Consider the following 24,568-nt stretch of genomic DNA (forward strand, 5'->3'; position numbering starts at 1 on the left):
CGATGAATTTTTTTATTTTGTTTCTCTGTGTAACGTTACGCGCTTTAAACGAGGAGAATATTTTTTTAACTCCAGTCTTTCTGGATTATTTCGTTTGTTTTTTGAAGTAATGTAGTTTTTATCTCCAGTTTCTGTACAGGCTAAAATAATTTGAACACGCATCCTATCACCTCTTTTTAAATAGTAATCATTACGCTTTATACAATATTATTTTTATTTTCTATTGTCAAGATGTAGCTACACAAAAAGTTAAGCATTGCATTATCAGCTTTTCTATGATTAAATTACAACTTGTAAATAGTAATGATTACGATTTAAGGAGGTTGGAATATGACGACAAAGAAAATCCCAGTGACAGTTTTAAGTGGTTATTTAGGTTCAGGTAAAACAACGATGATGAATCATGTCCTACAAAATGAGAAAAATATACGGGTGGCTGTTATTGTCAATGATATGAGTGAAATTAATATTGATGCAGAACTTATTGCAAGTGGAAGTGGTATTTCTCGAACGGAGGAAAAATTCGTAGAGCTTTCCAATGGTTGTATATGTTGCACGTTACGTGAGGATTTATTACAAGAGGTTAAACGCCTCGCGGAGCTTGGAAATATAGATTATATTTTAATTGAGTCGACGGGTATTAGTGAACCTATTCCAGTGGCGCAAACGTTCAGTTATTTGGATGAGGAGCTTGGAATTGATTTAACAAAGTTTTGTCAACTCGATACGATGGTGACTGTAGTCGATGCACACCGTTTTTGGCATGATTTTCAGTCAGGCGAAAGCTTGTTAGAGCGTAAGGAAGCTGTTGGTGAATTAGATGAACGAGATGTGGCAGATTTATTGATTGACCAAATTGAATTTTGTGATGTTTTAGTATTGAACAAGTGTGACCTCGTAACAGAAGACGAACTTGAACGATTAGAACGTATTTTGCGTGCATTACAACCTGAGGCAACGCTAATACGTACAATTAATGGTGTAATCGAGCCAAGTGCAATTTTAAATACAGGACGTTTTGATTTTGAGCGAGTATCAGAATCTGCTGGCTGGTTAAAAGAGTTAGAACTTGGGCATGAAAATCATACACCGGAGACAGAGGAGTATGGCATTGCTTCATTCACGTATAAGCGTAAAATGCCTTTCCATCCGATGCGTTTTGTTGAGTGGTGTGATAATATGCCTCAATCCATTGTGCGTGCAAAGGGTATTATTTGGAGCGCAAAACATCAGGAAGTAGCGTTGTTATTGTCACAGGCAGGTTCCTCTGCAAAAATTGAACCTGTTTCCTATTGGGTAGCGGCATTACCAACAGCGCAGCAAAAGGATGTTTTTTTACAAAGCCCAGAGGTTTTGGAGGATTGGGATGAGGAATTTGGTGACCGTATGACACAGCTAGTCATTATAGGCATCGATTTAGACAAAGAAGCAATAACAAAGGAACTAGATGCATGCTTATTGACGACTGATGAATTTACAGAGCCGTGGGGCAAGCTAGAGGATCCCTTTCATTGGGAGTGGAGTTAATGTAGTGCTGCTTGATTGTGAGTTAAGCCGCGCTAGCAAAAAGTAGTCAATTTGTAATGAAAATCGACCTTATTTACGATTTACGTAAAAAAGAATCTACCACATTATTTTTGTGGTAGATCCTTTTTAAATACATGATTATAGTTTGTCGCATCACGTAATGCTTTTTCCTCAATAGGAATCCGTACTGAAAGCATTGTAATGTTTAAGAGCGTAAAGCAAAATGCTGTGAAATAAGCTTGGAACATAATTGGTAGTAGAAGAATCTCCAAGCTAACAACGGCATAATTCGGGTGTCGCATAAATGTATAAGGGCCTTTACGTACAACTTTTGCGCCAGGTAAAATCAGTATTTTCGTATTCCAAAATGGTCCTAATGAACGGATACACCAAATACGCAAAGCTTGCACCATAAGGAATAATAAGAAAAATAACGGGAATAAGGACGATGGACCATTTTTATTTGAAACTACTTCAACAATTAAAAATAGAAAAAAGCTAACATGCATAGCAACCATATAGGGATAATGTGAAGCGCCGACTTCATAGGCTCCTTTTGCAAACATCCATTTTTCATGACGTTTTGCTATTAAAACCTCTGCTAATCTTTGTAGAATAACAAGAATTAAAATAATGTAAAAAAGCATATTACTCCCTCCATTTAAGTAATACAGCCTCTGCACAGAAGCCTGGACCGAGGGCGACTAGCAACCCAATATCATCTATTTGCCCTTCGTTTAACATAAACTGCTCTAGTACATACAAAACAGTAGGAGAAGACATATTACCGTGTTGACGTAATATTTCCCGAGAAATGTCGGTTTTTTGTTCAGCAAGATATAACGTATCCTCATACGCTTTTAACACTTTTTTTCCCCCTGGATGTGCAATAAAATGATCAAGCTGCTCACTGTAAAGTTGTTGTTCAACTAAAAATTGTTCAATGAAAGGACCAAGCCAATTTGTAATAATGGATGGAATACTTTTTTGGAAAACGACATGAAGGCCATTGTTTTTTATATTCCAGCCCATTACATTTTCTGAATCGGGCATCCACTTAGAACCAGTTGAAACAATTGAAGGAATTGGTTTTTTTGTTGGAATTGCAACATCGTCTCCACAAACGAGTATGCAGGCAGCGCCGTCAGCGAATAGGGAGGCGCCAATTAAATTACTTTTAGAAAGATCGTTTTGCTGAAAAGTTAGGCTACAAAGTTCGACACATACAACAAGTACCTTTTCTTGAGGATGCGCTTTGCAATAATCATAAGCACGACTAACTCCAGCAGCTCCCCCTGCACAGCCTAACCCCCACAATGGTATGCGCTTTAACCTATCGGAAAAAGGCAGTTGATTCATGATACGAGCATCTATGCTTGGTGTAGATATGCCCGTACTACTCACGAAAATAATAGCATCAATATCTTTAGGGGAAATAGGTGCTTCTAAAAAAGATTCATTTTGTAAACAGGCTTGAATGACTTCAACGCTATATTGTGTTGCTAGCTCTATATACAGATTGTTACGTTCTTCGAAAGTATGCTCACTACGGTGCCACTCAGCGGGTACACAGAAATGACGAGTATCGATGCCACCATTATCAAATACTTTTAAATAACGCTCTAACTTTGGAATTTTTTCATAAAAGAGCTCCTTTGTTAACGCCTCTGCGTTCGCCTGTTGCAATGTGTAAGGTGGTTGATATGTGCTGATAGAAATAATTTTTGACAATTCAACATCTCCTTCGCAAATAGTGGTCTTGTACATTGTATGCAGATAGGAAGGGCGTACATGCTTCAATAAATTTATTTGACAATTATGAACAATTTAGATATATTGGTAACATCTAAATTGGAAGTAGGTGATGTGACATGATGAATAGATCCGTTTTTAACGAACTGCAATTCGGTTTGTTCAATTTCACACGCCTAAAATATGCGATTTGACCTTGCCCGTAGAGTTAACGACTACTATGTGACAAAGGCTATTTGTGTATTCCCTTAAACGTGCCTGTGAAACCTTGTAACTGCCGAATTGCAGTTGCAAGGTTTTTTTATGCTTGTTTCGCACTTAGAGGCGTAATTGATAGACACATTTAGGAGGAATAACAATTGAAATTAACAACATTAGGGTTTTCAACTTATTTTGAAGAGCAAGTAACTGCGTTTAAAGAGGAATCAAAGTTAGCGAACTGTGTACCTGCCCGAGTTACTTTGGAGCATAAGCATTCATATCGTGTACTAGCTGAAGAAGGTGAATGGCTAGCTACAGTCGCTGGACATTTTGCATATACATCGGTAGCAAGAGAGGACTATCCAGCAGTTGGAGATTGGGTATTAGTCGAGAAAATGGCGGGGGAAGAAAAGGCGATAATTCATAAATTATTTAACCGAAAGTCCGTATTTTCTCGTAAGGTTGCAGGACAGGAAATAAAGGAACAAATTGTAGCATCAAATGTTGATATTGTGCTACTTGTAATGAGCTTAAATGCAGATTTTAATATTCGTCGTTTAGAGCGCTATTTAGTAGCCGCTTGGGATTCCGGTGCGAAGCCAGTAATTGTACTGACAAAGGCTGATTTATGTGAAGATATTTCGAGCATGGTACGGGAAGTCGAGCTTGTAGCTTTTGGTGTGGATATTTTTGTAACTAGTGCACGATCAGGCGAAGGCATAACAGCTATTCAGAACCTCTTTACAGAAGGGGTGACAGGTGCACTGCTCGGTTCATCGGGTGCAGGGAAATCCACTTTAATGAATGCATTAAGTGGAGAAGAGCTTATGAAAGTTTCAGGTATTCGGGAGGATGATGCCAAAGGGCGCCATACGACTACACACCGAGAATTAATTGTATTGCCAAGTGGTGGCTGCTTAATCGATACCCCAGGAATGCGTGAGTTGCAATTATGGGATCAAAGTGAAAGTCTATCTTCTAGTTTCCGTGATATTGAAGAATTTGCAGCCGCATGTCGTTACAGAGATTGTACGCATCATATGGAGCCACACTGTGCGGTGCAACAAGCTATTAAAGATGGAGCACTTGAACAATCACGTTTGCAAAGCTATTTCAAGTTGCAAAAGGAGCTTGCTTTTATTGAGCGAAAAACGAATATGCAGGCAAAGCTGAATGAGCAACGCAAATGGAAGCAAATTGCGAAAGGCATGAAGAAGGGCAAAAAATAGTTAACAAGCTTTTAAGGGCAACTTCGCCATCGTGTTGCGAAGTTGCTATCTGATAAGCGAGTTAATCGGTAAAGGAGATGTACTATGGCTATACAAAATATTAACCATTTTTTATTTTCAGTGTCTAGTCTAGAGCAATCAATAGCATTTTACCAAAATGTTTTTGATGCCAAGTTATTAGTGCAAGGGAGAAGCACTGCTTATTTCGATTTAAATGGGCTGTGGCTTGCACTAAATGAGGAAGCGGATATTCCACGTAACGAAATACATCGCTCCTATACACATATTGCTTTTTCTATCGATGAAGAAGATTTTGAGAAAATGTATGACAAGCTTGTGCATTATAAGGTTAATATTTTAGAGGGCAGACAAAGAGATGAACGAGATAAACAGTCCATTTATTTTACCGATCCAGATGGTCATAAATTTGAGTTCCATACAGGTACATTACAGGATCGCCTAGAGTATTATAAAAACGAAAAAACGCATATGGAATTTTTCAATGATTAACAATGACTAAGGGGGTTATATTATGAAAAAAGCAATTATTTTCGATATGGATGGTACTTTATTTCAAACGAATCTTATATTGGAGCCAGCACTGACAGCGACTTTTGATGTGCTACGTACAAAGGGGTTATGGCAAGGGGACACACCGATTGAACAATACCGTGAAATTATGGGAGTTTCATTGCCTGTTGTATGGGAAACTTTATGTCCTATGCATACTTTAGAGGTCCGTGAAGCAAGTAATGCCCTATTTCATGACAAGCTTATTGAGCTGATAATAAATGGCAAAGGCGCATTATATCCGAATGCAGAGCAAGCACTTGCTACGTTAGCAAACGACTATCATTTATACATAGCGAGCAATGGTCAAAAAGAGTATTTGCAAGCAATTGTAGATACATATAAGCTAGATCGTTATATAGAAGGGACGTATAGTATTCAGTCTATTCCAAGTGGTCATAAATCCGATTTAGTAAAAAGTGTCATCGAAGAAAATAACATTCAAACCGGTGCTGTTGTCGGAGATCGTGCATCTGATATCCAAGCGGCACTGGATAATCATCTATTTTCCATAGGTGTACGCTTTGATTTTGCGCAGGACTCTGAATTACAAAAGGCACATGTCGTGATAGATAATCTACATGATATTTCAAAGCATTTACCTACTATTTCTCACTAATTCGAAGCGAAGATAAATGTTTACATTGCATTTCATAAGGGGAAAGAGTAAAATAGTGCCAAACTATAACAAAGCGTTGAAAAGGAAAAGTAAATTGGACAAGCATTTAATAGAGAGCCTCTGTTGGTGGAAATGAGGTAAATGAACCCTTTTGAAAATGACCTTTGAGCTTCGTACCGAAAGCATTTTTGTGAGTAGATTACGACGAGATGGGCACTCGTTACAACAGCGGCAGTATCTCTTATATGAATGCAAGACGTACTGATTGAGGCAAATAGTGTGAGCTATTTGTAAATATAGGTGGTAACACGGGTATACTCGTCCTAATCAGTCATGATTAGGGCGTTTTTTTTATCTTCAAAAACGATGGATGCTAGGGAATATTTCTATTGTCCATTGAATGAAGAGAATGCCGCGGATAGCTGTCCGATTTTTTTCGCGACAGCTTAAGAGTAGAATTTAATAAATTGAGGGGAGCAACTTAGGATGACAATAGTAATTGGAGGAGCTTGGCCATATGCCAATGGCTCATTGCATTTAGGGCATATTGCCGCATTATTACCAGGTGATATTTTGGCTAGATATTACCGACAAAAAGGTGACAAAGTATTGTATGTTTCAGGTAGTGATTGTAATGGGACACCAATATCGATTCGAGCTGCACAGGAAAATACGACGACAAGTGCGATTGCAGACCGGTATCATCAAGAATTTACGCAATGTTTTCATGATTTAGGATTTACTTACGATTTATATACGAGAACGGATGCTCAGCATCACCATGAAGCTGTACAGACAATTTTTTTACAGCTGATGGCAAATAATTATTTATACAAAAAGAAAATTGAGCAGGCTTATTGTGAAACGGACAAACAGTTTTTACCTGACCGCTTTGTGGAAGGTGTTTGTCCAAATTGTGGGGCAAAGGCACGTGGAGATCAGTGCGATAATTGTTCGAAAATTTTAGATCCACTTGAATTAATCGACAAGCGTTGTAAAATCTGTGGCAATGAGCCTGTTATTCGAGAAACTGAGCATTTTTATTTTACTTTTAGTCAATTTCAAGGAAGGCTAGAAACTTTTGTAGCTGAAGCAAAGGCGGAAAAGCGCTGGCGAGATAATGCAATAGGCTTGACCGAACGTTACTTAGCAGAGGGCGTTCCTGACCGTGCTGTTACAAGAGATTTGCCAAACGGTATTGATGTACCAGTACCGGGCTTTGAAGGGAAGAAAATTTATGTGTGGATCGAAGCCGTTGCAGGTTATTTAACAGCAAGTATGGAATGGGCAAAACAACATAATATTGCGATTGAGGATTTATGGAATGAAGAAACAATTTCTTATTATGTGCATGGCAAGGATAACATTCCATTCCATACAGTTATTTGGCCAGCGATATTGATGGGTATTGGTGCGAAATCATTACCAACACATATTGTCTCCAATGAATATTTGACTTTAGAAAAACGAAAATTATCAACTAGCCTAAATTGGGCGGTTTGGGTGCCATATATTTTAAGTCGTTATGATGCAGATTCTATTCGTTATTTTTTAACAACAAATGCACCTGAAAATCGTGATACGGATTTTTCTTGGCGAGAATTTATTTATAGTCATAATGGAGAATTGCTAGGAGCTTACGGCAATTTTGTCAATCGGACGTTGAAATTTATAGAAAAATCATTTGATAGCCAAGTGCCACAGGTCGATGTAGATGGGGCTGTAAGGAAACAGACGATACAGTTGTTTAGTGATGTTGGTGTGGCGATTGAAGCGGGACATTTTAAGCAAGCGTTAGAAGAAATTTTTGCTTACATCCGTGCGGCCAATCGATATTTTGACGAGCAGCAACCGTGGTTACAGGTGAAGGAGAATATAGCGGATTGTCATGAAACGCTTGCAACGTGCGTCTACATGATTGCAAATTTAGGACAAGTGTTGCAGCCATTTTTACCGTTCTCCACAGAGAAAATTCGAGGCATGTTAGGCATAACAGAATTGATGTGGTATGAGCAAGTGGAGCTACCGAAAAGCATTGGCGAAGTGACACCACTATTTGAACGACTTGATGTGGGGCTAATTGAAGAAGAATACCAGAAGTTAGTTAATGACAGTCACTAGCAGCCGTTGATTTCTGGCGCATTCAAATTGTGTGAGTGCCTGTCACTTTTTACTGCTCCGGGTGGTCATTTATCGTGAGCACAAAGTAAGCCGCAACTCTCGCTAGTGCGCGGATTGTTGCGGCTTACATTTTGTATGTTCCCGCAGGCGTCGCCCCCTGCGCTTAAATCAACTAGTAGCGTATTCAAATTGTGTGAGTGCCTGTCACTTTTTACTGCTCCGGGTGGTCGTTTATCGTGAGCACAAAGTAAGCCGCAACTCTCGCTAATGCACGGATTGTTGCGTCTTATATTTTGTATGTTCCCGCAGGCGTCGACCCTGCGCTTTAAATCAACTAGTAGCGTATTCAAATTGTGTGAGTGCCTGTCACTCGCCCTAAGTTCCAATTAACGAAACAAAAGGCATCAAGAAGTTTATTCTTGATGCCATTTATCGTTATACAGCTTTTTATAATTGCTTTTGAAATGTTAGTTCATAACAGGCGTTAATTTCGCCACAACAATGCTGTTGATTGCATTAATGTATGCAAGCGCACTAGCTTTTAAAATATCTGTATCTGCAGCTTTTGCGATATATTTTTCGCCCTCATGCTCAATCGTTATTTTAACTTTACCAAGTGCTTCCTTGCCACGTGATACGCTGTTAATATTATACTCTACTAGCTTCACATCAATTTTTACAATATCTGCAATGGCAGAATACAATGCATCAATTGGGCCTGAGCCAACAGCACTTGCTTTCAATACTTCTTCACCTTTGCGAATTTTTACACTAGCGGAAGGGAAGCTTGCGTTGCTGACGACTTGTAAATCTTCAATGTCAAAAAATTGCTCGCTATAATGAGTAGCATTGGCGTGATTTGCGTCATGCTTTTCATAATAACTTTCTACAATCACATATAAGTCATGGTCATAAACTTCTTTTTTCGCATCAGCTAATTTGAGGAAACCATCGAAAATGCCTTCAAATTCCTCAGTAGAAAGATTAGAAAAGCCTAACTTTTCAAGTGCATTTTTTACGGCATGGCGTCCTGAACGAGCTGTTAAGACAAGTTCCATATCATCTAGACCTACATCTTCTGGATGAACGATTTCGTAGGCATCGCGAGATTTAAGTAGACCATCTTGATGAATTCCTGAAGAGTGTGCAAATGCATTGTCTCCAGTAATGGCTTTGTTTACTTGTACGTCTAAGCCCATAAAGCTAGAAACAAGGCGTGAAGTGTTCATGATTTCTCTTGTATTAATGCGCGTCTCTGCATTATAAACAGAACTACGTGTTTTTAGTGCCATCACGACTTCTTCTAGTGCAGCATTTCCGGCACGTTCCCCAATGCCGTTAATTGTACATTCCACTTTGTCTGCACCGTTTTTAATGGCTGCAAGTGTGTTAGCTGTTGCCATACCAAGGTCATTGTGACAGTGTACACTTAATAAAACACTGTCGTTTAAGTTTTTCATACGGTCATTAAGCTTATAAATCATAGCGCCAAATTCCTCTGGTTCAGCGAAACCTACAGTGTCAGGCACATTTATCATTGTTGCGCCGGCCTTCATAACGGCTTCAATTGTTTTCCATAGGTACTCAAAATCTGAGCGGGAGGCATCTTCTGTTGAATATTGCACTTGTGGTAAAAGAGTTTTTGCATATTTCACAGCATCTACGCCAATTTGTAGTATTTGGTCTTTAGATTTACTAAATTTCTTTTCAACATGTATATCAGAAGTGCCAAGCACCATATGAATCATTGGGTTTTCTGCATATTTTACAGCGTTATAAACGGAATCAATATCAGCTTTTACTGCTCGTGCTAAAGCTGTAATCATAATGTCGTTCGTATTACCAACCTTTTGTGCCACAGCTTTTACCGCATCAAATTCACCTTGTGAAGAAGCCGGGAAACCAGCTTCGATAATATCGACGCCTAATTTTTTGAGTTGCTGTGCAATCTCTACTTTTTCGTATAAGTTCAGTTTTGCTCCCGGCACTTGTTCGCCATCACGTAAAGTTGTATCAAACACCCAAATTTTTCTTCCCATTTTCAAACACTCCTTTTGTTGTAATAAAATAAAAAAAACCCGCCTCTATATAAAAATATAGAGACGAGTTATTTGCTCGCGGTACCACTCTAATTGACCTTCCCTTTAAAGAAAAAGCCCCCTTATCGACAGCTATCACTGTCTATCCTAATAACGGTGGAAACCGACATCCCTTACTTTTTAAACGGCATTCAACTCACTGCTTTAGGAGCAGGAGAATTGTGCTGACTCGTTTTGGTTCAGGGAGTAGCTCATGGATGAGTTCAAAATGTGTGCCTACCGATTTACACCAACCATCGGCTCTCTACAAGTACACGGGCATTTTTACTATTTCCAATCTTTGCTTAACAATGTGTTGTTGAAAGCTATAATACGTTGATATTGTCAGTATGTCAACAATATTCTAAAAATTAATTGTTTTCAGTTTTAATCACTATAGTTTTAACCGTACTAGTAAGATGGAATGTTAAAATGTGTATTTCAAAAATATAGGCATTTATTTATGAGATAATGAGGATGGATTTTATACATAGAAAGTAGGTAGAACGGTGAAATTTGTATTTGATTTAGATGGTACGATTTGTTTTAAAGGTCAGCCTTTAAGTGCAGGAATAACGGCTGCATTAGAGGATTGTCTAAAGAATGGACATGAAGTTATTTTTGCTTCAGCTCGCCCGATTCGAGATATGTTACCAGTATTGCCAGAGTCAATGCGCACGTTTCCAATGGTTGGGGGAAACGGAGCTTTTATAGCCAACAATGGCGATATAAGAGAAATCGCAGCATTTGATGGAGAAATTATAGAAGCAATCAAACAAATTATAACAACCTATCAATTAGCGTATTTAGTAGATGGTGACTGGGATTACGCCTACACAGGTAGTGAATCACATCCGATTTATCAAAACTTAGATCCACTACAGCTTGCAAAACGAGTGGTACTGGAGGAACTAAAAGACATTGTTAAAATTGTATTATTCCCTGGTGAGCACCATCAAAATATTTTGGCACAGCTACGAAAGCTACCAATTTCGTTATATGAACATGCATCTGAAAATATTTTAGATATGAGCCCCAGTGGGATTGATAAATGGACAGGTTTAACGAAATTAGGGGTATTACAAAATCAGTTTATCGCGTTTGGCAATGATGCAAATGATGCTGCAATGTTTGAAAAAGCATTAGCGAGTGTTTGTGTTGGTGAGCATCCAGTAGGTCAGCATGCCACTGTACAGGTGCCATCTGAAGAAACAGCAGTGATCGAAATAATAAAGTGTCAGGCACTCAAACAATTTTGAAAATTTTAACCAAGAAAAAACCCACTTAGACTCCTGCGGGAACGTACAAGAAGTAAGACGCAACAAGTCGCGTGTTTGCGACTGCTGCGGCTTACGATGCGCCCGCGGAAAGCGAAGTAGGCTAAAGTGTCAGGCACTCAAACAATTTTGAATATTTTAACCAAGAAAAAACCCACTTAGACTCCTGCAGGAACGCACAAGAAGTAAGACGCAACAAGTCGCGTGTTTGCGACTGCTGCGGCTTACGATGTGCCCGCGGAAAGCGAAGTGGGTTTAAAGTGCCAGGCACTCAAACAATTCAGAATTTTGTAAGGTCAGTCGCTTAGCTATTGCACCTTAAAGCGAGAAACTTGTGTTTGCAATTCTTCAGCCATTGTCGATAAAGTTGCCGCAGAAGCTGCAACTTCTTCAATTGTCGCAAGCTGCTCTTCGGAAGCAGAAGCTACATTTTGAAGGTTAGAAGATGACGTTTGTGCAATTGTAGCTATTTCATCGAAGGATGCATAGATTTGTTCAGCACTAGAAGACATTTCCTCAGAAACAGTTGTTGCTTCTTGTATTTGTTTTGACACTTGCTCAATAAGGTCAACGATTTTTGAAAAACCTTCCTCAGCCACTTTAACAACCTGCATACCAACTTGAACCTCTTGTGTACCAGTATCCATTACTGTAACAGCACGGTTTGTTTCCTGTTGGATTTCTGAAATTAACCCTGAAATTTGTTCTGCTGACTTTTTAGATTGCTCAGCTAACTTTTTCACTTCGTTAGCTACGACTGCAAAGCCTCGACCATGATCACCCGCTCGAGCAGCTTCAATAGCAGCGTTCAATGCTAGTAAATTGGTTTGCTCAGCGATGTCAGTAATAATACTAATAATATTCCCAATCTCAACAGAATGGTTACCTAAATTTTTAACAACGTTAGCAGATTCTAAAACTGCTGTATTAATAGTATCCATCTGCGAAATGACGCGATGTAGCGACTCATTCCCCTTGTTTGCCTCAGTATTCGTTTCAATGGCAAGTTCAGAAACAGCAGCCGTTGTTGATGCTAATTGCTGAATGCCGTTAGTCATATTTTTCATAGCTTGTGAGCTTTCTGTAGCATTTTTCCCTTGTGCCTCTGAGCCACTAGCGACTTCCTGCATAGCGGATGTAATTTGTTCAGTAGCTTGGATTGTTTGATCTGCACTTGCAGTTAATTCAGCAGCTGAAGCACTTACTTGTGCTGTGTTTTTACTAACATTGGTAATTAAACTTTTTAGATTTTGAGCCATTTGATTGAAGGCAAGGGCTAAATCACCAACTTCATCACGATTTTTAATGCGAATTTGTTCAGCTGTTAAATCACCCTCAGCAATTTTTTGCGCTGCTTTTGCCATCCCTTTAATAGGTCGAGAAATAATAGTTCCCATAATCATGGCAATTATCAGACTAATGATGACGGCAAACACACCAAGCGAAATCATGTTTAATTTAATAGCATCAATATCTTTTGAGGTAGTAGCTATTTTTGCTTCTACAGCTTCACTTTGATAGTTGGCAAGGTTTTCAACACGCTCGTCGAATTGTTTAAGAATAAGTCGACCTTGAGAGCTGTCTAATTTCTCATATTGTTCTGTTTCGCCAGCATCCTTTAAAGCAAACATACGATCAGCAAATTGCTGAACGTTTTGCTCACTTTTATTGACAGATTCTAATAATTCAATTGATTTTTTTGATTCTAATGTTGCCATTAAACTTTCGGATTTTTCTTTAAATTCTTCACGAGCGGATTTATTACCATCACGATTTTGTTTATCTCCAAGTAAAAGATATCCACGCATACTTACAATTTCCTGTTTTGCAATTACTCTTAGCTCTTGAATGCTAATAGATTTTTTTGTCTGTTCTTCGAGTAACTCTTGATAAGTCCCGTTTACTGAATTAAGCTGCTTAAAGTTTAAAGCTATAGTGCCAATTAAAACTAAAATAACAATAAAAAAACCGAGAATTAATTTTTTGTAAATCGTAAATCGCATGTATTGTAAGTCCCTTCCTAGTAATTTAGTAGAAATGTTACAAAAAAGTGAAATATGTATATATACTTATTTATAGCAGATTATATGTATTTTAAAAAGCATTATGAGTTTATTCATAGTGAAAAAAATGAAATAAGAGGGAATTTAGTTATAGTATGGACTCTTATAGGTGGCAATTTATGCACTATGTACTATGTGTTTACTTATGAAGAAGAAACTAAATTGTATCATGAAAAACGCGATTTATATAATGTTTGAAACCTAATTGTTGGAAGTAACGTAAATACAATTAACGATAAACGAGGATGTGGAGCAATGTATAGACCGGTTTTGAAATTGCCGAAAACGAAGTATGAAAAAATTTTGGACATAATTGGTGGCGGAATATTTATTGTATCCATCATATTTATTATTTCTCAATGGAACACCTTACCTGAAGAAATTCCAGCACATTTTAATGGTGCGGGAGAGGTGGATCGATGGGGTTCGAAAATAGAACTATTCATTTTACCGGGTATCGGAATTTTTTTGTGGATATTTTTAGGACTTCTTGAAAAAGTACCATATATGCATAACTACCCAGCACGTTTAAATGAGAGCAATGTCGAGGCCTTTTATTTAAATAGCCGTAAAATATTGAATGAAATAAAAAACCTTTGCTTAATTTTATTTGCAGTCATCTCTTTTGAAATTGTACTTGTTGCATTAGGAAAGGTAGATGGATTAGGTTGGTGGTTCTTGCCAGTTGTACTAATTGGTACAGGTATTCCGATTGTTAAAGGCTTAATTGCTTCATCGAAGATTAAGTAAACCGTATCCAAAGTGGGGAATTTTAAAAAAGTAACGATATGAGCAGGAGAATGAAGACGTAAATAGAATAACTTATATATTTACAAATACTGGAGGTCGCATTTTGTTACTATTCTTTTGATTTCTAGCAGCTAACTAATAGTTAAATAATATTAGGAGTTGATAGAAAAATGATTTATAAAAATTCACTCGAAGGTATTTCTTCAGATATGTTAAACGGTTTTTTTGTAGACTGGCCGAGTCCACCTAATCTACAAACGCATTTACGTTTATTGGAGAAAAGCAGCAAAATAGTTTTGGCGATTGATGATAATACAAACGAAGTGATAGGGTTTATTACCGCAATTAGTGATGGTGTTCTGTCTGCCTATATCCCCTTACTAGAAGTATTACCACAATACAAAAATAAAGGTATAGGCAAGGAGTTAGTAAGACGAATGCTTATAGAACTCGATAATATTTATATGATCGATTTATGCTGTGATGATGACCTCGTACCATACTATGAAAAATTCGGAATGACAAAAACAAACGGTATGGTTTATAGAAATTATAAAATGCAATCAGGAAGTTTATGAAAGACTAAAACGCTTGAGAATGTTCAAGCGTTTTTTGTATATATTTTGGACAATTAGAGTTAAATTAAAATTTTTTATGATAAATTTAATGTAAATAAATGCAAAAGGGTGCTGAAAAGATGCAGAAGAAATTCAAATTAAAGGATGGACTTTCTATTACAATTCACAATTTGCCAGACAAAGTGCTATTTGAGGGGATTTCGGATGTAGGACACGCACCTTACGATCGCGTCATTTCTTTTGTGTTTACAATTGATGAAATGTTAACGTATTTAAAAAGCACACTTAAACAGAACATGTTAGCAGAGCAAGGCTATTTATTTTTTGTTTATCCGAAAAAAATAATAAAAAATACAAAGAATATATTCACCGAGATGACATTTTCCCAGCAATTCAGGTGGACGAGGCAAAATATATTGCGGGTAGCGATTATAAATTTTCAAGTCTTATGTCTTTGGATGATACGTTTTCCATTGTATGCATTAAACGGGATGCAAAGGGAAGAGGAAAGAAAAAAACAGCAAGTAGTCAATGTGTAAGTGACTATGAAAGTATGGTTCCTTTATTGCGAGATGAACTTGCAGAACATCCAATTGATTTAGCCTTTTACGATGCATTAACGCCAGGATATCAAAAGGATTGGGCTCACTACATTTATAGTGCGAAAAAGCAAGAAACGCAGCTAGCTCGTTTAGTGGAGATGCGTGAAATTACAAGGGCTGGCTTTAAGACGAAGGAGCATTATCGAAAAGCGAAAGCGGAAGGCCAAGTATAAGAATATTTTCAGATGTAGTAGTTATCTGTTAAAACTTTTGTCGAATGTTGTAACAAAGGAGCTTACGCTATTGCTAATAAATAAGCTTCATACTACTATTAAGGAATATTTTTAAATCGTGCAATGACACATTTTTAAAAAGTGGGGTGGAAGTTATGGAAGCATATATTGAACTGGTAGATGAAAAATGGCGTGATAGTTTTGCCAAGCTTGCGGACGTTATAGCAACGAATATTCCTGCTGGATTTGAACAAACAATGAATTACGACATGATAAGTTATGTAGTTCCGTTAACGTCATATCCAAAAGGGTATCATGTAACACCTAATACGCCCTTACCATTTATTAGCTTGGCAGCGCAGAAGCGACATATAGCTGTTTATCATATGGGCATTTATGCAGACAACGCTTTATTGTCTTGGTTTCAAGAGGAGTACGCCAAGAGAGTGCCAACAAAGTTAAATATGGGGAAAAGTTGTATTCGTTTTACTAGTACAAAAAATATTCCTTATGATTTAATAGGAGAGCTCGTTTCGAAAATGACTCCTGGGGAATGGATTAATAGATATGAAGGAGAATTAAGCAAATGAAAAGTGCTACTACATTTTTAATGTTTCAAGGACAAGCTCATGATGCCTTGGAGCAATACAAGCAATGGTTTCCAGAACTAGCGGTTGAAACTTTGACATATGTGGAAAACACACAACAGGTTGCTATGGCAGAAGTCGATTTAAAAGGTTTGAAAATCAAGTTGAATGACAGTCCAATCAAACATAACTTTTCATTTACTCCAGCGATATCAATCTTTTTAGAGTGTGAGACGAAGGAAGAAATTGAAAGCCTTGTTGAGCAAATATTGGACGGTGGTCAAGCGTTAATGCCATTGGATAATTACGGTTTCTCGAAACAGTTTGCTTGGATTCAGGATCGCTTCGGTGTATCGTGGCAACTTACGTATAATTAATTATCAGGGGGAGTATATATGAACCGATGGATGGAGCGAGCAGTGGAGCTAGCTCTTCAAAATATAGAACAAGGTGGTCAACCATTTGGGGCTGTCTTAGTAAAAAATAATGAAATCATTGGTGAAGGTGTAAATGAACTGCACCTACGACCAGATAGTACGGGCCATGCCGAGCTGCTTGCTTTAAGACGAGCGCAAGAAAAGCTAGGCTCTACAGATTTACGCGGAACGGTGATGTATGCAAGTGGGGCACCTTGTCCGATGTGCTTTGGCGCGATGGCGATGGCCGGAGTGGATAAGGCTTATTTTGCAAACTCTTTAGCTGATGCCATTGCAGTAGGTTTAAGCCGCTCAAGCGAGGTCTATGCAGATTTACAAAAAATAGATGAAGAACGCGAGTTTCGAATGATTCATATGCCAGTAGAGGATGAAGGTAAAAATCCAATGCATGTTTGGTATAGTAAAACTTAATTGCGTAAAAAGGAGAAAAGGGTATGGCAGTAACTTTAGTGAAGCATGACATTAAATATGCTGAAGCAATGCATGCATTGTCTTCAATGCCACAGGTTCGGGATGCTCTTGGGTTACCTGCTGGGAAAGTAGAAGATACGATTAACTTTATAAAACGTGAATGTGTAGACGAGGAAGAGGGGAAAACTGTTCCTCGCGTTGTGCTCAATGAAGAAGGACGACTCATAGGTGTAACGGCACTAATGTATATAGATCATGATAATAAAAACTGTCATATTGGATCTTGGTTAGGTCATGAGTTTTGGGGACAAGGCTACAATGAGGAAGCGAAAAAGGCAATTTTAGAAATCGCTTTTTTTGATTTAGGACTTGAACGTGTTTTCGCAGGAGCTAGAAAGATCAATATTCGCTCACAAAAGGCACAAGAAAAGTTGCCTTTTATTCGTATTGGGGTAGAAAAGGATTTTCCACAGGAACATTCTTGGTTAGAACTGAAGGAAAAGCAACCGTGTGTATTAAATGTTTTTGAACGAAAGGATTTTGTTCGATACCATACATCTATTGAAAAGGTGCAGGGTGATCGTGAAAGCTATATGTCCTATCTATTACTAGCAGACGAAAGTGAAGTTGCCGTTCGTCAATATATGAATGACGGTGAATTATACGCAATTACATGTGGTGAGAAATTAGCAGGTGTCGCATTACTTATTGCACAGTCTGATACAACAGTAGAATTAAAAAATATAGCTGTTGTGCCAGCGTTTCAAGGTAAAGGTATCGGTAAGGAAGTTTTAAACAAAATTTATGCGGTTTGTGAAGCGCAATGTTTTAAAAATATTATAGTAGGCACAGCCAATTCTAGTATCGATAACATTGCTTTTTATCAAAAATCGGGTTTTCGTATGGAAGCCATAGAGAAAGATTTTTTCAGTAATTATCCAGAGCCGATTTATGAAAATGGTATACGCGCATTGGACATGATTATATTTTCAAAGGCACTATAAAAGATACCGTAAAGTATTAATTATAAAGAAATACCCGACCAACAATTGTTGAGCGGGTATTTTTATTTGCCAAATAATAAAGCCATTAATTTTTCCTTTGAATGTAAAAAATCATCAAGGGAGTAACGATCAAGGACAGCCATATATGCTTGTAAGGCTTCATAAAGAACACCTTTTAATTGACATTCCGGTGCGATTTTACATAAGTTATTTTCTTTGTCGAAGCATTCAACAAGGTGAAAATCTTCTTCTGTATGGCGTACAATTTCACCAATAGTAATTGATTTAGGGTCAATTGCTAAACGGATGCCGCCACCTCTGCCTCGAATTGTTTCGATGTAACCAAGTAGCCCCAATTGGTGTGTCACTTTCATAAGATGGTTTTTTGATATATTATAGGCATCTGAAATTTCTTGAATGGTTGAGAGCTGACCCTCTTCTTTTGCTCCTAGATAAATGAGTGTCCGAAGGGAGTAATCTGTGTATAAAGTTAATCGCATTGGAACACCCTACTTTCTATATTGTCACTATAATAATTATATCATTTCTACAATAATTTATAGTAATACATTACTTTTTTAAAAGATGTATTTAAAATACATCAAATATGTCCATTTTGTTAAAGATGTATTTTAGATATTGCTTTAAGGAAATGAAAGCGTTATATTGTAATCACGAAAGGATGGTATGCGATATGTTAAAACAAGAAACAGTACAAATTATTAAAGCGACAGTACCCGTATTAGAAGTTCATGGGGTAGAAATTACGAAGACGTTCTATAAAAATTTGTTTCAAGCTCATCCAGAATTATTAAATATTTTTAACCACACAAACCAAGAAAAAGGTCGTCAACAAACTGCGCTAGCAAATACAGTTTATGCAGCGGCAGTTCATATTGAAAATTTAGAAGCCATTTTACCGGCAGTTATGTTAATAGCTCATAAACACCGTAGTTTAGGAATTTTACCAGAGCATTACCCAATTGTGGGTGAGTTCTTATTAAAAGCGATTAAAGAAGTATTAGGTGATGCAGCTACAGATGACATTATCAATGCATGGGCTGAAGCTTATGGCGTCATTGCTGATGTTTTCATTCAAGTAGAAGAAGAGCTATATCAAAAAGCTGAAAATAATGGTGGCTGGCGTTTATTTAAACCATTAAAAGTAGCGAAAAAAGAAGTTGAAAGCGACCTTGTTACTTCTATTTACTTTGTAAATGAAGATGGCTCACCACTTCCTGAATACGAACCTGGCCAATATATTAGCATTCGTGTGAAAGTACCTGGTGAAGAATATTTATTGAACCGTCAATATACGCTTTCACAAGCTAGTGCAGAGGACGGCTACCGTATTTCAGTAAAACGTGAAAGTGAGCATACTCCGAATGGTAAAGTATCTAACTTCATTCATAATGTGTTACAAGTTGGAGATTTAGTAGATGTAAGCGTACCTGCAGGATTATTTGTTCTACAAGAAAGTGCAACGCCAATTACATTCGTTAGTGGAGGTATTGGTGTAACACCATTAAACAGTATGCTGCAATCATTAAAAGATAATGCAGCAAATGAAGTTAATTTCATTCAATGTGCGCGTAATGAAAATGTAGTAGCTTTCAGTGATGACATTAAAGACAAAGTAAACATGCTTCCTAATGCATCGTATACTGCGCTTTATTCTGATGAGGACAAGTTACTGACAAAAGAATTATTAGCTGAGCAAGTAACGAACAATACGGACGTTTATATTTGTGGTCCGATCGGCTTTATGGAAGTAGTAATTAAAAATCTCCATGAAATCGGCGTAAAAGATGAAAAGATTCACTATGAATTCTTTGGTCCAGCTATGCAATTAGCAAACTAAAAAAATAATAACTAACTCTGTTATAAGCCGCATTTTGTGCACTTGTAGCAGAGTTTTTTTATGTAAAAAAGTAAGAAAAACAATAATTAGATCTTTCGTGTTGACAATATACCTACAGGGGTATATCATAAAGCACGTAAGCAAGATGGATTACTAAATTTGAAGGGAGACGTGCACATAATGGCGTACGATGCTAAAACAGCCAATCGTATAAAGCGAATGGAAGGCCAATTGCGGGGAATTTTACGCATGATGGAAGAAGGTCAAAACTGTAAAGATGTGATTACACAGCTATCCGCCGTACGTTCTGCAGTTGATCGGACGATAGGGGTTATCGTCAGTGAAAACTTGTTAGATTGTGTAACGACTGCCGATGGAGATTCAGAGAAAATGAATACTGCCATCCAAGAAGCGATGGATTTAGTTGTGAAAAGTAGATAATTTCATTATACCCTTTATAGTATGTGGATAGGAGGTAGTACACTTGGAAACATGGATTATTATTGCGATTGTTATTGGTTTTTTAATTTGGCGTATGAAGCCAGCGAAAGGGGTGCAGTCAATTTCAACAGCACAATTAAAAAATATGCTGAATGATAAGGATAAAGTATTTATTGATGTGCGAACACCTGCTGAGTACAAAGGTCGAAACATTCCTCAATTTAAAAATATTCCCCTTGGCTCTGGATTCGATAAATTACCGAAGGACAAAGAAGTTGTTGTTATTTGTCAAAGTGGTATGCGTAGTAGTCAGGCGTGCAAGCAATTGAAAAAACTAGGATATGAGCGTGTAACTAATGTCCGTGGTGGCATGAGCGCTTATTAGGAGGTAACAATCGTGAAAGAAATAGCAGCAAAAGAAGTTCAAGAGGCTTTGGCACAAGGCGAAACTTTAAAATTAATTGACGTACGTGAAGTAGATGAAGTGCAGGAAGGTCATATACCTGGTGTTATTCATATTCCGCTAGGCTTGCTGGAGTTTCGTATGCATGAGTTAAATAAAAATGAAACATATATTATGGTTTGCCGATCAGGTGCTCGGAGTGGTCGAGCTACTCAATTTTTAGAAAGCCAAGGCTTTGATGTGACAAATATGGTTGGTGGTATGCTTGCGTGGGAAGGTGAAGTTCGGTAAAAAGTGTAGTGAAGGTTATGCAATGGCCAACTCTATATTTTTTTATTAAAAATAATACCCCTGTATGTATAAGGAGGAAGTTATGACAATTAAAGCAGATTTTCAGCTAGATGCTAAAGGGCTATCTTGTCCAATGCCAATCGTAAAAACGAAAAAGGCAATGGCGGAATTAGCAGATGGCCAAATTTTAGAAGTATCAGCAACGGATAAAGGTTCGAAAGCGGATATTGCTGCTTGGGCTGACTCTGTTGGGCATCAGTATATTGGAACGATAGATGAAGATGCTGTGCTGAAACATTATATTCGTAAATGTGCACAAGATACAGTCGGTGAAAAAACGTTTGAATCCACAATTGAGTTGCAGCAAATACAAGGAAGAGATGGGCTTATTCTTGATGTGCGTGAGGAAGCGGAGTTTGCTTTCGGTCATATTGAAGGTGCTAAGTCGATTCCGATGGGTGAGCTTGAAGCGCGACTTTCTGAACTAGATAAAGAACAAGAAATTTATGTAATTTGCCGTACAGGAGCGCGTAGTGACTTAGCGGCGCAAAAACTTGTGGCAAATGGTTTTACAAAAGTATTTAACGTCCTACCAGGTATGACATCTTGGACGGGCGAATTATTCAAAACTATTTAAATTGGAGGTATTTATTATGTCAAACAAAGTAGCAATTATTGCAAGTAACGGTGGTCTTTTCGATGCGTATAAGGTGTTCAATATCGCGACAGCAGCGGCGGCTTCTGACAAGGAAGTAGCAATCTTTTTCACATTTGAAGGGTTAAATTTAATTCATAAGCAAGGGATGTATGCTTTACCGATGCCTGCTGGAGCAGAGCATTTTGCTGAAGGATTTGCAAAAGCGAATGTCCCTGCAATTCCGCAATTAGTGGAAATGGCACAGGAATTAGGCGTTAAATTTATTGCGTGTCAGATGACGATGGACGTCATGGGCTTAACGATTGAAGATTTCGTAGATGGTATTGAGGTTGGAGGGGCTGTTACATTTTTAGAATTTGCTAAAGATGCAGCACCATCATTAACGTTTTAACTTGCTTAAGATGAATGCTCATGATGCACGAAAATTTAGTAGTGCTCAAATCTCGACTGAAGGAAGTTAAAGGTCACAGATTATAAGAGGCGTTTTTCAGGTTAGGAATAAATGAATGCAATTATATCGTTGGGTAAATGATTTTGCTCAATAAAGTAAGTAAGCGGAGAGGCATGTCCTTTCCGCTAAAAAAATAAGTAATATAATACCTTAGGGGGTAATATTGATGTCACTATTAAAATGGAACGCTTCTGATGTAGCGAAAAAAGTAATCGAAAATGATGATTTATTTATTTTAGATGTACGTAATGCAGATGCATTTGCAGATTGGAAAATTGATGGGCATAAATTTGAGTACCTAAATGTTCCGTATTTTGCGCTATTGGATGGTGTTGAAGAAATTTTACCTAAAATCCCAGCGGATAAAGATGTATTAGTCGTTTGCGCAAAGGAAGGTTCATCGATGATGATAGCTGAGATGCTATCAGAAGCTGGACGTTCAGTTGCTTATTTAGAGGGTGGTATGAAAACGTGGAGTGAATATTTAGAGCCAATTAAAGTAGGCAATTTAACTGGTGGGGGCGAGTTATACCAGTTCGTCCGTTTAGGTAAAGGATGCCTATCATATATGGTTATTTCGGAAGGTGAAGCAGCAATTATTGATGCTGTTCGTTTCACAGATGTATTTACAAACTTTGCAAAAGAAAAAAACGTAAACATTAAACATGTCTTTGATACGCACTTACACGCTGATCATATTTCAGGTGGTCGTCATATAGCAGCTGCAACAGGCGCTGCCTATTACTTACCTCCGAAGGATGCAGAAGAGGTCGTATTTGATTATACGCCATTAATAGATGGCACTACTGTGCAAATTGGTGCATCGAAAATTGATGTAGGTGCACTTTATTCACCAGGTCATACGATTGGCTCGACATCGTTTGTTGTAGATAGCAAATATTTATTAACGGGTGACATTTTATTTATCGATTCGATTGGTCGCCCTGATTTAGCAGGACTTGCAGAAGACTGGGTTGGTGATTTACGAGAAACGCTTTATAAGCGCTACCGTGAATTATCGGATGATTTAGTTGTGTTACCTGCCCATTTTATGATTATTGATGAATTAAATGAGGATGGTACTGTTGCGAAGCGTCTAGGGGAGTTATTTGCAGAAAATCACGGTTTAAATATTGACGATGATGAGACATTCCGCAACATTGTAACAAATAATTTACCGCCACAACCAAATGCATATCAGGAAATTCGCCAAGTGAATATGGGGAAAGTAACACCGGCATTAGAGGAACAAACAGAAATGGAAATCGGGCCGAACCGCTGCGCAGTTAGATAGAGTGCCAGGCACCCACACAATTCTCACACAATTTAAAAGGAGATTAACATGAACGCGAACTTACAATTAGATGCAAAGGGCTTATCTTGCCCAATGCCTATCGTGAAAACGAAAAAGGCTATTGATACACTGAAATCAGGTGAGGTTTTAGAAGTACAAGTTACGGATAAAGGAGCTTTAGCGGATATTCCTGCATGGGCTAATGCGGGAGGTCACACGATTTTAGATAAATCGGAAGAAGCTGGCGTCATTACATTCTTTATTCAAAAAGCGTAATGCGGGGTGAGTGTTCAAATGAGGACACTCACCTTTCATCTTCATTCTAAAATTCATTGGGATATTTGCCTTGATATGCCTCGTAATTAATAGAGGACAAGGTGTAAAAGACTTGAAAGAAGGAAAACTGAATGGCTATATCGTGGGTAATTACAATATTTATAATTGGCTTTGTAGGTTCTTTTGTATCAGGTATGCTAGGAATTGGAGGAGCAATTATTAAATATCCTATGCTTCTGTATATTCCCTCCTTACTCGGATTTACGGCATTTACAGCGCATGAGGTATCGGGTATTAGTGCTGTAGAAGTTTTGTTTGCTTCGATTGCGGGTGTATGGGCATATCGTAAAGGTGGCTACTTAAATAAATCGCTTATTATTTATATGGGAGGAGCCATTTTAGTTGGTAGCTTTATAGGTAGCTTTGGTTCGCGATATTTATCGGAGGCGGGAGTCAACATTGTATATGGAATATTGGCACTCATTGCTGCAATTATGATGTTTATTCCTAAAAAACAAATTGATGAGAAGCCGATGAATGAGGTTACATTTAATAAGTCAGTAGCAGCTATTTTAGCATTTATCGTCGGTATTGGTTCTGGCATTGTGGGGGCAGCTGGTGGATTCCTTCTTGTACCGATAATGCTTGTTGTACTAAGAATTCCAACACGTATGACGATTGCTACAAGTTTAGCCATTACGTTGATCTCCTCCGTTGGGGGGACAACAGGAAAACTGATAACGGGTCAAGTCGATTATTACCCTGCGGCTATAATGATTGTAGCTAGTTTAATAGCAGCACCATTGGGGGCAAAGGCAGGTAAGAGTTTGGATACGAAAGTATTACAAGGAGTATTGGCTGTCCTGATTTTAGCTACTGCAGTGAAAATTTGGATGGATATTTTATAGGAGGGA

29 protein-coding genes and 2 other annotated features are annotated in these 24,568 nt (G+C 37.9%); of the genes, 23 read left to right on the forward strand and 6 right to left on the reverse strand.

Annotation, left to right across the window (positions count from 1 at the left end; all coding sequences use genetic code 11):
• Window positions 1-12: 12 nt before the first annotated feature.
• Window positions 13-162, reverse strand: coding sequence for a 50S ribosomal protein L33 (rpmG, locus tag NSQ74_RS05155; RefSeq protein WP_340821894.1), 150 nt, complete (start codon window positions 160-162; stop codon window positions 13-15).
• Between the two features lie 168 nt (window positions 163-330).
• On the opposite strand from rpmG, the gene NSQ74_RS05160 reads away from it, so the two are divergent.
• The gene (locus NSQ74_RS05160) at window positions 331-1,527 is read left to right on the forward strand and encodes a GTP-binding protein (protein ID WP_340821895.1); all 1,197 of its coding nucleotides are present in this window, start codon (window positions 331-333) and stop codon (window positions 1,525-1,527) included.
• Between the two features lie 104 nt (window positions 1,528-1,631).
• Here the strand turns inward: NSQ74_RS05160 and NSQ74_RS05165 are convergent, their stop codons facing one another.
• The gene (locus NSQ74_RS05165; protein WP_340821897.1) at window positions 1,632-2,174 is read right to left on the reverse strand and encodes an isoprenylcysteine carboxyl methyltransferase family protein; all 543 of its coding nucleotides are present in this window, start codon (window positions 2,172-2,174) and stop codon (window positions 1,632-1,634) included.
• Window position 2,175: 1 nt separating this feature from the next.
• The gene (locus tag NSQ74_RS05170) at window positions 2,176-3,258 is read right to left on the reverse strand and encodes a type III polyketide synthase (RefSeq protein ID WP_340821898.1); all 1,083 of its coding nucleotides are present in this window, start codon (window positions 3,256-3,258) and stop codon (window positions 2,176-2,178) included.
• A 380-nt stretch (window positions 3,259-3,638) separates the two neighbouring features.
• On the opposite strand from NSQ74_RS05170, the gene rsgA reads away from it, so the two are divergent.
• From rsgA to metG, 4 genes are all read left to right on the forward strand, one after another.
• Complete coding sequence (gene rsgA, locus NSQ74_RS05175; RefSeq protein ID WP_340821900.1) at window positions 3,639-4,709, forward strand: ribosome small subunit-dependent GTPase A; 1,071 nt, start codon at window positions 3,639-3,641, stop codon at window positions 4,707-4,709.
• A gap of 84 nt (window positions 4,710-4,793) precedes the next feature.
• Window positions 4,794-5,219, forward strand: a complete 426-nt coding sequence (fosM, locus tag NSQ74_RS05180; RefSeq protein WP_340821901.1) for a FosM family fosfomycin resistance protein — start codon at window positions 4,794-4,796, stop codon at window positions 5,217-5,219.
• 22 nt (window positions 5,220-5,241) lie between these two features.
• A complete protein-coding gene (locus NSQ74_RS05185) occupies window positions 5,242-5,898 on the forward strand; it encodes an HAD family hydrolase (protein ID WP_340821902.1) in 657 nt (218 codons plus the stop codon).
• A 67-nt stretch (window positions 5,899-5,965) separates the two neighbouring features.
• Window positions 5,966-6,227, forward strand: a binding site (T-box leader).
• Window positions 6,228-6,384: 157 nt separating this feature from the next.
• On the forward strand, window positions 6,385-8,019 hold the full coding sequence (gene metG / locus NSQ74_RS05190) for a methionine--tRNA ligase (protein ID WP_340821903.1): 1,635 nt from the start codon (window positions 6,385-6,387) through the stop codon (window positions 8,017-8,019).
• A 467-nt stretch (window positions 8,020-8,486) separates the two neighbouring features.
• On the opposite strand, the gene NSQ74_RS05195 is transcribed toward metG, so the two are convergent.
• Window positions 8,487-10,058 carry a 2-isopropylmalate synthase gene (locus NSQ74_RS05195; RefSeq protein WP_340821904.1) on the reverse strand — a complete coding sequence of 524 codons (1,572 nt, stop codon included), beginning with the start codon at window positions 10,056-10,058 and terminating at the stop codon, window positions 8,487-8,489.
• A gap of 56 nt (window positions 10,059-10,114) precedes the next feature.
• Window positions 10,115-10,408 (reverse strand) — a binding site (T-box leader).
• 198 nt (window positions 10,409-10,606) lie between these two features.
• Here NSQ74_RS05195 and NSQ74_RS05200 point away from each other — a divergent pair.
• Window positions 10,607-11,356 (forward strand): HAD-IIB family hydrolase, encoded by a 750-nt coding sequence (locus NSQ74_RS05200; RefSeq protein ID WP_340821905.1) that lies wholly within the window; start codon window positions 10,607-10,609, stop codon window positions 11,354-11,356.
• A gap of 326 nt (window positions 11,357-11,682) precedes the next feature.
• Here NSQ74_RS05200 and NSQ74_RS05205 read toward each other — a convergent pair whose 3' ends face one another.
• Window positions 11,683-13,377, reverse strand: coding sequence for a methyl-accepting chemotaxis protein (locus tag NSQ74_RS05205; protein ID WP_340821907.1), 1,695 nt, complete (start codon window positions 13,375-13,377; stop codon window positions 11,683-11,685).
• Between the two features lie 315 nt (window positions 13,378-13,692).
• Here NSQ74_RS05205 and NSQ74_RS05210 point away from each other — a divergent pair, with 315 nt between their 5' ends.
• The 8 genes from NSQ74_RS05210 to NSQ74_RS05245 all read left to right on the forward strand — a co-directional run bounded on the left by NSQ74_RS05210 (window position 13,693) and on the right by NSQ74_RS05245 (window position 17,979).
• A complete protein-coding gene (locus tag NSQ74_RS05210; protein ID WP_340821909.1) occupies window positions 13,693-14,187 on the forward strand; it encodes a DUF1648 domain-containing protein in 495 nt (164 codons plus the stop codon).
• Between the two features lie 170 nt (window positions 14,188-14,357).
• Window positions 14,358-14,765 carry a GNAT family N-acetyltransferase gene (locus NSQ74_RS05215; protein WP_340821911.1) on the forward strand — a complete coding sequence of 136 codons (408 nt, stop codon included), beginning with the start codon at window positions 14,358-14,360 and terminating at the stop codon, window positions 14,763-14,765.
• 119 nt (window positions 14,766-14,884) lie between these two features.
• Window positions 14,885-15,304, forward strand: a complete 420-nt coding sequence (locus tag NSQ74_RS05220) for a hypothetical protein (RefSeq protein ID WP_340821912.1) — start codon at window positions 14,885-14,887, stop codon at window positions 15,302-15,304.
• A 14-nt stretch (window positions 15,305-15,318) separates the two neighbouring features.
• Window positions 15,319-15,540: a YdeI/OmpD-associated family protein gene (locus tag NSQ74_RS05225; RefSeq protein ID WP_340821914.1), complete on the forward strand. Its 222-nt coding sequence runs from the start codon at window positions 15,319-15,321 to the stop codon at window positions 15,538-15,540.
• A gap of 155 nt (window positions 15,541-15,695) precedes the next feature.
• Window positions 15,696-16,130, forward strand: a complete 435-nt coding sequence (locus NSQ74_RS05230) for a DUF1801 domain-containing protein (RefSeq protein ID WP_340821915.1) — start codon at window positions 15,696-15,698, stop codon at window positions 16,128-16,130.
• Window positions 16,127-16,504 carry a VOC family protein gene (locus tag NSQ74_RS05235; RefSeq protein ID WP_340821916.1) on the forward strand — a complete coding sequence of 126 codons (378 nt, stop codon included), beginning with the start codon at window positions 16,127-16,129 and terminating at the stop codon, window positions 16,502-16,504. Before NSQ74_RS05230 ends, NSQ74_RS05235 begins: the two co-directional genes overlap by 4 nt.
• A gap of 18 nt (window positions 16,505-16,522) precedes the next feature.
• Window positions 16,523-16,975 (forward strand): nucleoside deaminase, encoded by a 453-nt coding sequence (locus NSQ74_RS05240; protein ID WP_340821917.1) that lies wholly within the window; start codon window positions 16,523-16,525, stop codon window positions 16,973-16,975.
• Window positions 16,976-16,998: 23 nt separating this feature from the next.
• Window positions 16,999-17,979 carry a GNAT family N-acetyltransferase gene (locus NSQ74_RS05245; protein WP_340821918.1) on the forward strand — a complete coding sequence of 327 codons (981 nt, stop codon included), beginning with the start codon at window positions 16,999-17,001 and terminating at the stop codon, window positions 17,977-17,979.
• A 62-nt stretch (window positions 17,980-18,041) separates the two neighbouring features.
• Here the strand turns inward: NSQ74_RS05245 and NSQ74_RS05250 are convergent, their stop codons facing one another.
• A complete protein-coding gene (locus tag NSQ74_RS05250) occupies window positions 18,042-18,479 on the reverse strand; it encodes an RrF2 family transcriptional regulator (protein WP_069508058.1) in 438 nt (145 codons plus the stop codon).
• 194 nt (window positions 18,480-18,673) lie between these two features.
• Between NSQ74_RS05250 and hmpA the strand changes: the two genes are divergently transcribed.
• From hmpA to NSQ74_RS05295, 9 genes are all read left to right on the forward strand, one after another.
• A complete protein-coding gene (gene hmpA, locus NSQ74_RS05255) occupies window positions 18,674-19,840 on the forward strand; it encodes an NO-inducible flavohemoprotein (protein WP_340821920.1) in 1,167 nt (388 codons plus the stop codon).
• Window positions 19,841-20,020: 180 nt separating this feature from the next.
• Complete coding sequence (locus tag NSQ74_RS05260; protein ID WP_173479334.1) at window positions 20,021-20,281, forward strand: metal-sensitive transcriptional regulator; 261 nt, start codon at window positions 20,021-20,023, stop codon at window positions 20,279-20,281.
• 43 nt (window positions 20,282-20,324) lie between these two features.
• On the forward strand, window positions 20,325-20,666 hold the full coding sequence (locus tag NSQ74_RS05265; protein ID WP_340821921.1) for a rhodanese-like domain-containing protein: 342 nt from the start codon (window positions 20,325-20,327) through the stop codon (window positions 20,664-20,666).
• Between the two features lie 12 nt (window positions 20,667-20,678).
• Window positions 20,679-20,975: a rhodanese-like domain-containing protein gene (locus NSQ74_RS05270; RefSeq protein ID WP_340821922.1), complete on the forward strand. Its 297-nt coding sequence runs from the start codon at window positions 20,679-20,681 to the stop codon at window positions 20,973-20,975.
• 82 nt (window positions 20,976-21,057) lie between these two features.
• Entirely contained in the window at window positions 21,058-21,612 is a 555-nt protein-coding gene (locus NSQ74_RS05275; RefSeq protein WP_340821923.1) for a sulfurtransferase TusA family protein, read from the forward strand.
• A gap of 16 nt (window positions 21,613-21,628) precedes the next feature.
• Window positions 21,629-22,024 carry a DsrE/DsrF/DrsH-like family protein gene (locus NSQ74_RS05280; protein WP_340821924.1) on the forward strand — a complete coding sequence of 132 codons (396 nt, stop codon included), beginning with the start codon at window positions 21,629-21,631 and terminating at the stop codon, window positions 22,022-22,024.
• Window positions 22,025-22,250: 226 nt separating this feature from the next.
• A complete protein-coding gene (locus NSQ74_RS05285; RefSeq protein ID WP_340821925.1) occupies window positions 22,251-23,378 on the forward strand; it encodes an MBL fold metallo-hydrolase in 1,128 nt (375 codons plus the stop codon).
• A gap of 48 nt (window positions 23,379-23,426) precedes the next feature.
• The gene (locus NSQ74_RS05290; protein ID WP_340821927.1) at window positions 23,427-23,654 is read left to right on the forward strand and encodes a sulfurtransferase TusA family protein; all 228 of its coding nucleotides are present in this window, start codon (window positions 23,427-23,429) and stop codon (window positions 23,652-23,654) included.
• A 131-nt stretch (window positions 23,655-23,785) separates the two neighbouring features.
• Window positions 23,786-24,562: a sulfite exporter TauE/SafE family protein gene (locus tag NSQ74_RS05295; RefSeq protein ID WP_340821929.1), complete on the forward strand. Its 777-nt coding sequence runs from the start codon at window positions 23,786-23,788 to the stop codon at window positions 24,560-24,562.
• Window positions 24,563-24,568: the final 6 nt, after the last annotated feature.

The sequence above is a fragment of the Lysinibacillus sp. FSL W8-0992 genome (assembly GCF_038008685.1).
Lineage (GTDB): Bacteria > Bacillota > Bacilli > Bacillales_A > Planococcaceae > Lysinibacillus.